The organism is Photobacterium gaetbulicola, assembly GCF_003025515.1.
Classification (GTDB): domain Bacteria; phylum Pseudomonadota; class Gammaproteobacteria; order Enterobacterales; family Vibrionaceae; genus Photobacterium; species Photobacterium gaetbulicola.
Genome location: NZ_PYME01000001.1, coordinates 255545 through 268846, shown reverse-complemented (window position 1 = coordinate 268846; position 13302 = coordinate 255545). Strand labels below are relative to the sequence as shown.

Annotated in this window: 10 protein-coding genes; 5 read left to right on the top strand and 5 right to left on the bottom strand. The window is 44.5% G+C overall.

From position 1 onward, the window contains the following. Window positions 1-290 precede the first annotated feature (290 nt). Together C9J03_RS01085 and C9J03_RS01080 are read left to right on the top strand one after the other, a co-directional pair. Entirely contained in the window at window positions 291-542 is a 252-nt protein-coding gene (locus C9J03_RS01085) for a hypothetical protein (protein ID WP_044620997.1), read from the top strand. Between the two features lie 320 nt (window positions 543-862). After that, a complete protein-coding gene (locus C9J03_RS01080) occupies window positions 863-1045 on the top strand; it encodes a hypothetical protein (protein WP_044620996.1) in 183 nt (60 codons plus the stop codon). Between the two features lie 146 nt (window positions 1046-1191). On the opposite strand, the gene C9J03_RS01075 is transcribed toward C9J03_RS01080, so the two are convergent. Next, window positions 1192-2061, bottom strand: a complete 870-nt coding sequence (locus C9J03_RS01075) for a VirK/YbjX family protein (protein ID WP_044620995.1) — start codon at window positions 2059-2061, stop codon at window positions 1192-1194. Between the two features lie 256 nt (window positions 2062-2317). On the opposite strand from C9J03_RS01075, the gene C9J03_RS01070 reads away from it, so the two are divergent. Further along, entirely contained in the window at window positions 2318-3319 is a 1002-nt protein-coding gene (locus C9J03_RS01070) for a helix-turn-helix domain-containing protein (RefSeq protein ID WP_044620994.1), read from the top strand. Here the strand turns inward: C9J03_RS01070 and C9J03_RS01065 are convergent. Beyond that, window positions 3316-4359: a DUF2955 domain-containing protein gene (locus C9J03_RS01065; RefSeq protein ID WP_044620993.1), complete on the bottom strand. Its 1044-nt coding sequence runs from the start codon at window positions 4357-4359 to the stop codon at window positions 3316-3318. The genes C9J03_RS01070 and C9J03_RS01065 overlap by 4 nt on opposite strands. 19 nt (window positions 4360-4378) lie before the next feature. Next, the gene (locus C9J03_RS01060; RefSeq protein ID WP_044620992.1) at window positions 4379-5539 is read right to left on the bottom strand and encodes an HlyD family secretion protein; all 1161 of its coding nucleotides are present in this window, start codon (window positions 5537-5539) and stop codon (window positions 4379-4381) included. 296 nt (window positions 5540-5835) lie between these two features. Between C9J03_RS01060 and C9J03_RS01055 the strand changes: the two genes are divergently transcribed. Together C9J03_RS01055 and C9J03_RS01050 are read left to right on the top strand one after the other, a co-directional pair. Beyond that, window positions 5836-6756 carry a GGDEF domain-containing protein gene (locus tag C9J03_RS01055; RefSeq protein WP_052829607.1) on the top strand — a complete coding sequence of 307 codons (921 nt, stop codon included), beginning with the start codon at window positions 5836-5838 and terminating at the stop codon, window positions 6754-6756. A gap of 74 nt (window positions 6757-6830) precedes the next feature. Beyond that, the gene (locus C9J03_RS01050) at window positions 6831-7118 is read left to right on the top strand and encodes a hypothetical protein (protein WP_231580629.1); all 288 of its coding nucleotides are present in this window, start codon (window positions 6831-6833) and stop codon (window positions 7116-7118) included. A 45-nt stretch (window positions 7119-7163) separates the two neighbouring features. Here C9J03_RS01050 and C9J03_RS01045 read toward each other — a convergent pair whose 3' ends face one another. Both C9J03_RS01045 and C9J03_RS01040 read right to left on the bottom strand, forming a co-directional pair. After that, the gene (locus tag C9J03_RS01045) at window positions 7164-11324 is read right to left on the bottom strand and encodes a hypothetical protein (RefSeq protein WP_052829606.1); all 4161 of its coding nucleotides are present in this window, start codon (window positions 11322-11324) and stop codon (window positions 7164-7166) included. Window positions 11325-11564: 240 nt separating this feature from the next. Then, a complete protein-coding gene (locus tag C9J03_RS01040) occupies window positions 11565-13124 on the bottom strand; it encodes a methyl-accepting chemotaxis protein (RefSeq protein ID WP_052260586.1) in 1560 nt (519 codons plus the stop codon). Between the last annotated feature and the right edge of the window lie 178 nt (window positions 13125-13302).

The window sequence follows — 13302 nt, the reverse complement described above, 5'->3', positions numbered from 1 at the left end:
GGTTGTCAGCGCCTTCAATCCAAGGCGAAGGTTTGCAGGAATGGCAGTCCCTTTCAAAAAGCTTCAACGACGGAGTGAATGGGCTGACACCCTCCCGAAGGTGGCGGTTCAATTTTAGACAACCAAATCAATCGAAATTTAAATTACCCATTATCTTCTGTAAAATGCATTCACGTCCTCTAGCAGCCATACTCTGTTGAGGCATTCCTCGAACAAGTTGTTCCAAAGGCAAATGGCAGTATACCTTTGTCTTAGCGAAGAGGAGCAACAACACAAAAAGATGAAGTATTATGATCAACGAAAATGATGTTATCTCAAGCCTCGAAGAACTGGAGGCATTTCTGCTGGCCGTTGAAAACGGTGGATTAGGCCTAACCAATGTTGCAGGTGTTGCCCTGGCTACCAACAATGCTGATGGCCGTCGTTTTATTGCAGTACTAGATGATAATCATCAACTGCTGTTGGGGCGCTGGGTAACAGAAGACGTCTATGAAAACGGCAAAGACCTTGTACGTTTAGGCCCCAAAGGCCCCGTTCACTAAATAGTGAATAAATCGCCTATGCCACCAAAATTAGCGTTTGGTGGCTTATGACAACGTATAACGGCACCGTCTCATTGACGCCCCAACCAACAACCCAATCAACTCATCTACGCACCGTCGATATTTATACAAACAAAATCAAATTTCATGCTTATCTAGCATTACCATCGCAAAAACCGTGAACCTCGTCACACCCGCAACCGTACAACACGCCTTAGATATGCTATCTTTTTCATAATTAAGGTAATAATTAGCTTCCATGGCATTTTGGTATCCGCAGACGTACTGATCTAAACATGTTGTTTAAATGAGGTAGAATTATGGATCAAGCGGAAAGTTTACGTAGCCTTTTTTCACACAAAACGGCCAGAGACAACCTCATTGATTGTAGAAACAAGCTTTATCAAGCAATTAAAACAGGAAATCATGCCGATATTGAATGTTTAATGGCTGAGCTTGATCAAGCACAACGATCTTTTGAAGCCTTCCTAAAAAGACAGTAATTTAGAAAGCACCACCTAATTGCTAATTTAATTTTTAATCATTCACAAAAAGCCATAAATAAACCTTTAAGTTGCAAAATACATTTGCAATTTAAAGGTTACAGGCATTTAGAAAACCAGGCATATAGACCCGGATTTCTATAATCTTAGCATATAGAGATTTTGGCTAACTCTTCAGCTAAATCATGATCAAGCTTATCCAACCAAGTATATCTTTCTCTGTACATTTTCCGCTTCGGCCTCTTAATCAACTCAATATCTTTTCTTTCACTAATTAAAGGCAAATGATAATACCAATCATTAAATTCTACCCCTCTTTGCTCTCGCCACAGCTGATCATAATTGAAATTTAGCTTTTTCTTATATCTTGTATCGGTATATACATGAGCTGAGTTTTTCACGGCATAAAGATTATTAATATTAAAATAGTTCAACACTATTCTTAGCGCCTCAACCACAAAGGCTTTAGGACGAATACCATAAACTGTTTTTGTGAACCTTCTGCTGAAATTATCGTTATCAACACTTCCCTGCACTCCGCCAATATAAGCACTACCTTCATGTACAGTAAAGGTAATTACGTAACGTTTATTTCCCGTATTATCACAAAGTGCCAATGTCAGCTCGCCTTCACGTCTATAACTATCAAGGAACAAAAACTTAATCATAAAGGTCTCTTCACCGATATCGAAGCTGTGCAAAGTCAAGCCATGCTGATAAATCATCTGCCGAGCGGTTAGGTTGATATGACTATCGAGCCATTCATGATGGTTAACCACGGCTTTGACAGCCATCATGCGACTCAAACCAGCTCTGAGATATGGCCGCATCGCCTTGAGCGCAAACTCGGGTTGATTTCGAAAAACGACCTTTCTTTCACCACACTTAAAGTTATCATTTAATAATTTCAATGATTTACGGTGAATCACCCCACGTAATATATATTTCGCTATAGACTTAGGTTTGTTGCGGCAGGTGACTTTATAAGTACTGAAAGCATCTTGAATTAAACTCATTACACACACCAATAAAACAGCGTTCTTTATGGTAAAGAGTAGAGCCCTCGATATGCCAACTCAACACTGACGATGTACGGTTTTGTATGCCTGTGTACCCCAAAAAAACAGCAGCATATTATTCCTTCAACACAAAGCAATGAAGTCCGTTGAACAGCTCTAATGTGATAATTATAATTTTATCAGAAGAAAGCTTTATTCCAATTAGCCGAAACCGTTATAATTATACAAACAGTGGAAATATACAGGTATAGCAATGCAACAAGGTCAGTTGGTACCACTAGTAAAAACTGTCAATGCCAGTACGATTATTGCTTTAATTAAGCATTTTGAAAAAGATATTTATCCATTACTGAGTGCAGCGGGTATACCTGATGATATCATGCAACATAAACATGAATATCTGCCAGAGGCTCCTATACGAAATCTCATGGGTATGATGGCGGAGCGGGCTGAGCCAGAGTTTTACGGTGAACTTCTGCGTACTTCCATTCGGGAGTATTTTATTCCTAAATTACTTTCACATCTGGATAATCCCAAAAGTATTGGCGAAGCCATTGAGCAAATGAAAACAGCGGTGCTACATGAATCCCCAAGTACCCAATTAAGCATAGAAAATTTTAACGATACACCATGGCTCTGCCGCTACAAACCGATCGAGGAAACCGAAGGTTATGTCTGGTCGGAAATCTTTGCCATCCTGTTTCTTGTCGAGTTTATTCGGCACACGACTAAACAGCCATGGTCCCCGACATACATTGCCATGCAATCAGATGCTGCGGATAAGCTTGCACAAATACTGAAGTGCAAGGAAACCAAATTTTTCACCAAAAGGAAAATTGGCGCGGTTGCTCTTAGCAATGAAATACTCAATTTACCCTACCACTCAGCAGCTAGCTTTGCTGTCTCTTCTTCCTCGAGCAATTCACCTAAAACGATTACCTATATTGAATCTATTTATCTCGCACTCTCCCCATACTTGTGCAAACAATCAATGACCATCACTGAAGCAGCAAAGATTTTAGGAACAACTCCGCGAACCCTGCAGCGCAGGCTTTCGCAGGAGCATACCAGTTTCAAGCATATTAGGGAGAATATCATGCTAGCCACTGCCTGTAGGCTAATGGAAGAAAAAGACTTCTCCCTGACAGATATAGCAGTTGAGCTTGGTTATGCAGATATCGCCCACTTTTCACGGGCTTTTAGAAAGCTGACTGGATTTCCCCCAAAAGACTACCGCAAGAAATTTGTCCGCTAGGTTAGCAATACCGGCGCAGGTTGCTTCGCGCCTGTACAGGATGCTGATTGCCACTTTTCAATAAAAGTGGCCACCACGATCATGTAACCGCTGGTTAAAATAAGCTGCCAGATTCGAGTATAAAAGTTCATATCAATCAATTTGCTATCACTGGCAACAACGGCGCCAAATATAACCAACAAAGCCGAGAATATACTGGCATAGATTGGCGCTTTCTCGGGCTGGCAAAAAATCTTCACTGCGAAAATCAGGGTAAAACAGGCCATCATCGCAACCAGGAAGGGAAACCACGGTGCAGTCACCAGCAGCTCATAAGCCATAATGGCCAGCAATCCGCCAACAATATTAGTTACAAGCAAAAACAGACTTAGTTTTACGCTCTTTGCAGCGGTCAGCTGCAGTGACAAGATACCAATAAAGATCATTGTCAAAATAGCTCCTGTCAGCTGACAAAAGTAGCAAAAAGCAATAACAGGAAAACTAATCAACAGTGCCTTGTATGATTCCTGTAACCTCACCTGCTGCGCTTGGCGTTCCTCTTGTGCGGATTTGGTGACTACATTCGGTATTTCGCCCCCCTGCGCAGGAAATAACCAATGCATAATACCATAAACAGCAACAGCCCCCCCCCCAGCCAGCATCAACGCTTTTCCTGCCTCCAAGGCAATCACCGGCTGCATAAGGCCCAAATACGGCAATAGTAGTGCTGCAATCATCAGCATCGTTGCAAAGAAGTTCCAATTCGGGTTCTGAAAAAGAAAATATGCCCATAGCATCATCAGCCCAATAAGCACCAACATAATAAGGGGATATTGGACTAGCCCATTGGTTACCATCAGGGCAATCAGAACAGTAGCCACCATCGATAAACCCAGCTCAGTCATCACCCGCTTATCTGCAATGGGCTTATCGACCAGCAGTTTGGCAACGAACACAGGCATCACATAGGCTAGCGGCCAGTTCAAACCATAGGCAATGATCAGCGATAACATCACACCAACGACGTAACGAAGTATCTTTTGACTTTGTTCCGTGTGCATTTTTCCGCCCCCAGCAATTTTAACGAATATACGAGAACCAAGAGATCACTCGTATCCAAACCATGCCGAACAGATTCATGACTGAGTCTTGTTCGGTATACGTCATGATATCAGCCTGCCCACCGACTCGAAGGCTACCTTTGGGTATCGGTTGGTCGAAACGGATCATCACGGGAAAACGCTGGGTTTGGCGCAGCCAGCCTGACTGATGCGCCACGGTTGCTAGTTGGCCTGCTTGCTGAGCCTGTCCCCACTCAACACCATAATCAATACTGGTAACTTCACCTAAAAACACCTCGCCCGGCACATTGTCAAGGGCGATTTCCACTTTATTGCCGGGCTTAATGTTGCCAAGGCTGTTCTCGCGATAATAGGCTTCAACCCAACTATCGCCACCAGCAACAAACGTCATCAGTGGCTGGCCTTTATTCGCAAAAATGCCTTCATCAAGCCTAAAGTTAGTGACCACCCCTTGAGACGGAGCACGGATAATGGTTCGCTCTACATCCAACTGTGCCTTTTGCAATGCAAGCAACGCAGCCTGTATTTCTGTATTTTCATTACCTTGTGCACCAAGTTGCTCTTTTGCTTGCTCAACAGAGGCCTTGGCTTGTTCAACACGTGCTTTCGCCTGGGCTAAAGCTGCATGAGTCTTATCCGCATCGGCTTGGGTGACGATGCCTTTGTCCACCATCGAAAAAACTCGCTTTGCCTGACGGCGAACATTTTCATGGTTTGCCATAGCATCACTCAATTGCGCTTGCGCCGACTCAACCGTCGCAGTTTGTACACCGACTTGCTTGCCCGCTTTTTCGAGGTTTTCCTCGGCTTGCTTGAGGGCAATCACATAATCCGTTTTGTCTATTTCTATAAGAGGCTGACCTGCGCGAACGATATCATTGGGTTGGACATGCACGTTAGTAACTGGGCCACTCACCAATGGCGCGAGAGGGACAACGTTCGCCCTTACCCTAGCCATATCGGTTGTGGGAATCACCCTGTCGCAAATCAGGTAAAAAACAAATAAACCCATGCAAATTAGTAATGCCATTAATGTCGCTCGGCGAGGGTCCGCTGCTTTCGTTTTATTTTTAGAGGTTATGGCTTCTTTTATCGCTGTGTTTCGATCATCTGACTCTAATGCCGTATTTTTTGCAGGTAATTGACTTTGCTGACTCATTACAACCTCATTGTAATCATACAATTGGTAAATGGATAAAAACCAACATTTTAAGTAATAAAGTACGTTGTATTCTTATCAATCCACGCCACAAAGCACTGTTCTGCAGCCACGCAGAATATCATGCTAGAAATGATGATAAAGCTCTGATTATCTGAATTTACTTGCTTATAAAATGTAATTTAGCTTGAAATTCTGGAATCAATGTCACATATTATTCTTGTTAGTGCTTTTATCGACGCAGTAGCTGACCGATTTGGGTCATACCATGGATGTATTCGGTAGTAATAATTTAAATGATTGAATTCCCACAGATACAGCTTGATCCTGATAATACCTTTGCCTCTGATTTTGGCATTTTAATCCATGATGAATTCAAGGTGCTTCATGTGGATCAGAATCTTTGCAACATCATTGGATTGAGTAAGATCCCAGCCAAATTATCACTTCCCAACCTGTTAAGTTTGCTTGTCGATGTCAATCCGGAGCAAGCACTCGCCCACCATCACCGTTTGATCAAAGGTGTAGAGCGACCAAGAGTTCAGACATTCAAAGTTACCAAACCCTCCGGCAAAGTCGCCCATGTCCTCGTTGCCGAATCGATTGTTCAATGGGAAGGCGAAATAGCAATCCAGTTAGCTATTATTGACATTACTGAAAAGTACAACGACTTTTATCAACTCGAGCAGCAAGCCTCGGTTGACTCGCTGTCAGGCCTCACCAACAGAAACCGCTTTGAGATCATACTGAGTAATGAAATAGCGAAGGCCCAGAGACACAGTTATCCTATTTCTTGTCTCTACATCGATATTGATGATTTCAAGCTGATTAATGATACATATGGCCACCAGACCGGTGACGATGTCATTAGAATATTTTCACAATGCTGTAAATCCAGTATCCGTCAATCGGATTTTATCGGTCGATGGGGCGGCGAAGAGTTTATCATCCTGCTGCCTCATACCTCCCATGAGTTCGCCCTCTTATTAGCAGAGCGCTTACGGTGGCGGGTAAGCCAACTCGATGTATCAACGGCTGATAGCACCGTAAATTTTACAATTAGCATTGGGGTCAATACCTTACTTGGTGACATGACATCACCAACATTGGCCTTACACCAAGCGGATCAGGCCCTCACTTTTGCCAAGCGGCATGGAAAAAATCAGGTCGCTTCGTTTGAAGAAATCACAACACCGACGGGCAAATCACCCGATTAACCCCTATGGCGCAAAGTGGTAAATTCCAACCGTTCATTTTATCTACACTTCTACTCGTCCAATAAGTAACGAGGTTGAAAGTAAAAGTGAAAAGTTTTTGGAATAAAGTTAAGTATTTCCTAACCACTCCCTATGGTAAAGCTTATTTAGTCTTTATTACTCTCACAAAGCTATACCTGGTATACAAGTGGGCTTTGGATCATGTCAGAGATTTCGGTGGAGATATATTCAATTTCATCGGTGCTTCGGAGCAATTCGGCGAATCAGTGGGAGCCATTTCCTTCACCGCCCTCTGCGGGTATTACACGGTAAAAGCGGTGTTCAATATCTTCAAGTCACCATCCAAAGAAGTCGCTGCTTAAATTAGCCTACAAATTAAAAATGGGAGCCTGGAGGCTCCCATTTGTCTACTGTTTATCAACTAACTCTATGATATATCCCCATATTTCACCTTCTTCTTCCTCTGGGGCTGGGTTAGCCCATTCGCCAGAGGTATCTATCCAGAACGACTTGAGCACAAACTGGATACCATCGGACTCGGTGATCGATATTATCTCAGAAGAGCCAATATAATCAGGGTGAGTAATCGTCAAGTGAACCTGACCGTCGACTAGTTGCCAATCAAATGGAAACTCGCCATCTTCTGGATCGACAAACGCACCAGTTCGATTTGGATTGAAGCGGATATTTTCTCCATCTCCATCCGTTGTGATACGCCAAGTTGTTTGCTGATCGCCCTCTTTACCTACCAACATATCTTCGGTGAATTTCAGCGCCCGGTTATCCGTCAAGACCTGACATTGCTGAACACTCGCTTGGTATGCCTGTACATCAGCATAGCCTGCGGGTTGATCCAGCTCATCATTCCATGGGGTGTTACCGGTATTGCATACAGATAGAGGCTGGTTTTGTTCATACTCTCGGAAAACAAAGCTCCATATATCACTATGATTTTGTGCACCATCAGTGTATTGCTCGTACACGACAAAGCTACTTTGGTCGTCATAGAACTGCTGATGGGCCAGTAACATGAACTCATTCTGGGTATTCACATCGGGCATTATTTTCAAGAAGCCTTCAGGAGTAACTTCCCACAGCGTTCCCTCTTGCGAGCGCCAATCACCGGCTCGTATCAAGTTGTATTGACCATTTTCATGGAACTGATACGCACGAGTATCGCCATCGCTTCTGACGCGTACAAACGTTTCTCCGGCAAGCGTATTTTCGAAATCACCTTCAATCGGGTTATATCCGCCGCACGCTGCAATTGCCTGATAAAAGTCATCGTAGCTCGCATTATCCTGATCTAACGGACAACTGGTTATCATGGGTGGGTAAGTCGTTACCCGTGCCGCCCAGATATTAAACCTATCTTCTCCGAAGTCATTCCACTGACTATAGACTTTAACGCCAATATGCTGTTCATCACGGCCGGTAAAAGCGAAGTAATCCACCGGACCCCACTCATAATCAACCTTAATGACTCCATCATTATTGACACTCCAATCAAAGCTGGCAGAGCTACCATCGGCAAATACAGTTTCCCCTTTACCTTGGTCATAGAAGTGCCATTGCTGCAGCTCCTGTCCGTTAAACAAGTAGTACGACTGACCTACTATTTCCTGTTCAGTGACCTGCAGGTAATAACACGCCTCCAGTAACGCTGCATAATCAGTATACTGCGGCTCACCAATCGGTATTCCGCCATCCCATTCGGTATTGCCTAGATTACACATCCGGCCGTGTTGGATGATGGCAGCCTGGGCTTCCTCCTCGCTGAGATAAAACTCCCCGAGCCAGTTCTTCCATGCCCCCGTCAGTGGCTCGACTTCATCAGCATTGAGCATTAAGCGCCAATAGGCATCGTACCAATTCCAAGGATTATCGGTATGCGGGACAGAAATCACTATGGTGCCGCTCTGGCTATCATTGACTCGCCAGTTAGGCTTGATCCCATTATGAGTAAGTTGTAACGGAACCAACTGATACTCCCCGTCTTGAAGGGGCGTGAACAAGTCATTATTGGTTACGACGTACCACTGCCTTGCCTCACCCGACTCGTCGTATTGGAATGATTCACCCAACAGCATACCGTTGTAGTCGCTCAACCCTGGCAGCAGGCTGGCGTCTATCTCATCAAGGGCATAGCCGCTGCTTCTTAACGACTCAATCTCTTGCGCAAGATCGGTAACCAACTGTGAACCCCACTCGGCAAAGCGCTGGCCAACCCATAACCCATTCTCATGCTTGGTGAATACTTTGTAGTCCTGGCCAACATCGATCTCTTTGACTGTAAAATTACCCTCAGGAGAGGCGAAGTAGCCATCGGAGATGGGTAAGTGGCTCCAGTTGACCGCTTCGGTATATTCCGACTCGGAACGGTCAGTTCTTACTGCATGATAGCCATTAAATAGCATACCTTGCGGATAGGCTTCATCAACGAGCTTACTATCGGTATTTGATAAGATGAACCGTTGACCTGTCACAGATCTTGTTTTTGCCTGCTCATCGTATTCAGTTGTCACTTCATACCAGTAATTACCCAATACATCGGCTTTATCTTTGATATAGCTATATTGGGCATATTCTTCAAAATATGGCTGTTCCGGTGCGGCCCAGACCGGCCTGAAGTAACTGAAGGTATATTGCTGATCGTTTTGCTTGGCAAAGCCAATTGCAGTGTTAACTATCCCGTCTGCTTGCCAGTCACGAGTATCGTAATAGTCAACGACAACGCCATCGGCAATGGATGCTGTCGCTTGTGCGCTGTAGTTCAGCTCACCTTCGCTATCTCCGAATGTCCAACCATCTATGACGTACTGCTTGATCCTCGTGGTGGTGGTTGTCACCGCGTCTTCACTGCGAGAATCGATGGTAAGGTATTGTATAGCATCAACACCGCTCAGATCCTCATTGGCAATTTGCGAGGCTATATCGATCTCATCAAATTCTCTGCCAGTGCCGTTACTTCCCCCCTCAAGGGCAGCATCCGATTCATCAATATAGCGCCAGAAGCGCTCGTGACCTTGGGTGTATGTACCGATATCCAACCATTGGCTTTCATACTGGATATAGCCATCCAGATTATAGTCATAATACCCAAAGCTGCTTCGCTCGAAAGTACCATCATCTTTATACAGGGCATGGCTTTCCCATTCGCCGAAGATGACTTCCGTGTCGGGCACGGTATAAACAGTATTTTCAGTGCGGCGGATACTGGCATCATTCAGCGTTTCGATTGTAATGTCTTGTGCAACGTCCAATGTTTTAACATCCATCAGAATATCGACGAACATTGGTGAGCGATAAGCATATTGAATTACAACATCGGCAACTGACTTGTCAGGATCATTGGGGTACTGATCACTATTATCCCCCACAGAATCCGAATCACTGTCTGCCCATTCACTGGCATCTAACGGAAATTTATCGTCGATATCATCGACTTTATCGCCATCATCATCGGTATCGGCGTTATTCCCAATTGTATCGCCATCCGTATCTATCCACTCTGTTTCGTCGTACGGAAAGGCATCATCCTCATCGTTGACATCATCATTGTCATCGTCGGGATCGCTGTTATCACCAATATCATCCTTGTCAAAGTCTGACCATTCGGTTTTATCGTCAGGAAACTGATCGGCTAAGTTATCGCCATAACCATCACCGTCGCTATCCTCCCACTCATCCTTATTGGTGGGGAACTTATCAGCCAGGTTATCACCGTGGCCATCACCGTCCACATCACGCCACTCTAGCGGGTTTTCAGGAAAATCATCTTCAGAATCTGCCACACCGTCCTTGTCGGTATCTGCCTCTACCGCTTTCTCTTCGCTAACGACCCGGTCAAAATCATAATCTTCAGCAATGTTCTCACCTCGATCATCAATCAACACCTGACCAACTTGACTCCCCTCCTCCATCGCTTGCTCAACCATACCACCAAGCGTATTTTCATCGAGTTCAGTTTCACTCTCCGGCAACACACCTGCCGTTACAATGGACTTTGCCGACTGCTGAACCAATTTTACCGCCACAGTTGCCCCCGTGGTCGCGGCATCTTGATAGTCACTGTCTATCAGATCCGGCTCTATCCCGAACATCTGGGCGATATCTGATTTGGCCGCTTCTTCACTGATCCCCTCTTGACGCATTTTGAAATCAACCATAGTGGTTAATGGCGACACCACTGCACTCCCACTGGGGGCTGACATAACAAAGTTTTTGGCAACCGTGGTACCCGGGTTATCTAAATCTATGGTTTCCTTTTGTATGGCCTTTACCACCACCGGGTAAGACTCAGGATTGTCAATACCGCTAACATCCAAAGTTGCTAGGCCATTTTCACTGCGCGTACTCGGTTCAACGTTTTCATCAAATTGGTAATCTCTATCTAAATCCAACCAGACAAAAGCATTATGAAGATAACCATCAATCGCCTTGATGCTCATCGATGTTGTAGGCTCGGGGATTGGCTCTTGCGCAATGGGAGTAGAATCATCACTGCAAGCCGCTACCATCAATAAGGTGCCTATCCCTACTGCGACAGCTATTGGATGCCGTTTCATACACTCTTCCTTGTCTATCCTCTACACAATACAACCCGCACAATTTGTCATTCTTAAATTTCGATATGTGGGTTGTTACTGAGGTTATATGAAGGATGTGTTTTGTTCGCATCACCCACTCGGGTGATAAAAACAATAAGAAGCGATAAACAGATAAGAAGGTTGATATAGAGCAAAATTTCTGGCAAAAAAAAAGGAAGCTGATGCTTCCTTTTCAATGTCATAAAATTTACGGTGCCGCTAGTAGCGGAAAAACGCCAACTGTTTGCGCTGCTGTTCGGCCAGCTGCGACAACTCTTCGCTGGCACTGGCACTCTGGCTGATCCCCACCACATTTTGGTTGACCAACTCAGACATATTCACCACATTCTTATTGATGTCTTGGGTTACCATCGATTGCTGCTCAGCTGCTGTTGCCACTTCGGTGTTCATATCACCAATAGAGGTAATCGCATCGGTAATACCTTCAAAGACTTCGTTCGCCAAGCTCGTCAGTTCCTCGGATTCTTTCAGCATCTGCAACGATTGCTGCATCCCATCATTGGCACTGGCAGACTGACGCTGAAGATCCTCGATGATCGCCTGGATTTCTTGGGTTGACTCCTGAGTACGTGCAGCCAACATGCGTACTTCGTCGGCCACCACGGCAAAACCACGACCTGATTCACCAGCTCGAGCCGCCTCAATGGCAGCATTCAGTGCCAGCAAGTTAGTCTGCTCTGAAATCGCCTGAATAACTTCAATCACCTTGCTGACCTGATCAGACTGCTCACGCAAATGCATCACAACATCAGCGGCTTCAGACATTTTATCTGATGTTACCTTGTTCGACTGCTCGCTCTGACTAAATACATTCCGGCCTTCATCTACCATTCTCTGGCTCTGCTTGGCACATGTATCCGCATCTTGCGCATTGCTGCTCACATTGTCCGCAGTACTAGAAAGCTCATTAACTGCCGACGCAACTTGTTCGATTTCAGCCATCTCCTGCTGGGCATTGGCTTGTGAACTACTCATAACCTCTGCCAGCTCTGTCGATGCCGCTGCCACCTCTTCGCTGATACGGTTCAATTGAGATATCGTTTCTTGCATCTGATCTAACGTGTTATTCAGATCTCGACTTAACTCGGCGATTTCATTAGAACCCGATACATGTACTCGTCCCGTCAGGTTTCCCAAAGAGAGTTGCTTTAACACCTCACGGACATCCAGAATGGGTTTAACCATCCGTCCAGACAATAACCAGGCAATCGCAAGGCCGGAGACAACCATAACGGCCATAATCAACATAACGCTTTGCATCATTTGACGATACTCTGCTTCCACTACGATGATTTCTTGCTCGACATATCGATCAATGGCATTGGTCAACTCATCGATAGACAGGATAAGTTCATTGCCTACTGCTCTGAAATTAGCAGATAGCATTTCAGTCTCTTGATATGTCACACCAATGCTATTTTTACGGGCGACGAATGGCTTCAAATCATTACTGATAAAACGCTCATAATTAGCCATTTTGTCTTTTACTGCATTCACATTATTAACCAATGCGCCAGTCCGCGATAACTGCTCCAGCAGAATCTTATTTGCATCAAAGCCTTTCTTTATCTCTGCATCCAAATTTTGAAATGCAGTTTGATCATAAAGGGCATAAATTGCACTAACGCGTGCGGCAAAACTATGCTCAAGTATCTGTTGTGAAATTGTTTTTTGCTCTAGTGCCGATACTGTCGTGTTACTGCTATTTTCACGTTGTGAGCGAGACTCTTTCGTTACTACCGCAAAAGCAAGCGCCATAATGGCACATATCAGCAGTACCGGAAGAAGAACCTGTTTCCGTACAGATATATTATTGATATTTAAATGCATGAGTATTGATAAAAATAATAACGTAATAAAGGTTTCACTTTACCATGAATTAATTCAATTCTGTTGATTTTTATCAATACGCCTACAGCGGTATTATTTTGTCGAG

Excerpts from the sequence above, each read along its gene's own strand:
- C9J03_RS01070 (WP_044620994.1), top strand. The coding sequence starts at position 2,318 with ATGCAACAAGGTCAGTTGGTACCACTAGTAAAAACTGTCAATGCCAGT.
- C9J03_RS01040 (WP_052260586.1), bottom strand. The coding sequence starts at position 13,124 with ATGGCGCTTGCTTTTGCGGTAGTAACGAAAGAGTCTCGCTCACAACGT.
- C9J03_RS01060 (WP_044620992.1), bottom strand. The coding sequence starts at position 5,539 with ATGAGTCAGCAAAGTCAATTACCTGCAAAAAATACGGCATTAGAGTCA.
- C9J03_RS01065 (WP_044620993.1), bottom strand. The coding sequence starts at position 4,359 with ATGCACACGGAACAAAGTCAAAAGATACTTCGTTACGTCGTTGGTGTG.
- C9J03_RS01055 (WP_052829607.1), top strand. The coding sequence starts at position 5,836 with ATGATTGAATTCCCACAGATACAGCTTGATCCTGATAATACCTTTGCC.
- C9J03_RS01085 (WP_044620997.1), top strand. The coding sequence starts at position 291 with ATGATCAACGAAAATGATGTTATCTCAAGCCTCGAAGAACTGGAGGCA.
- C9J03_RS01045 (WP_052829606.1), bottom strand. The coding sequence starts at position 11,324 with ATGAAACGGCATCCAATAGCTGTCGCAGTAGGGATAGGCACCTTATTG.
- C9J03_RS01075 (WP_044620995.1), bottom strand. The coding sequence starts at position 2,061 with ATGAGTTTAATTCAAGATGCTTTCAGTACTTATAAAGTCACCTGCCGC.
- C9J03_RS01080 (WP_044620996.1), top strand. The coding sequence starts at position 863 with ATGGATCAAGCGGAAAGTTTACGTAGCCTTTTTTCACACAAAACGGCC.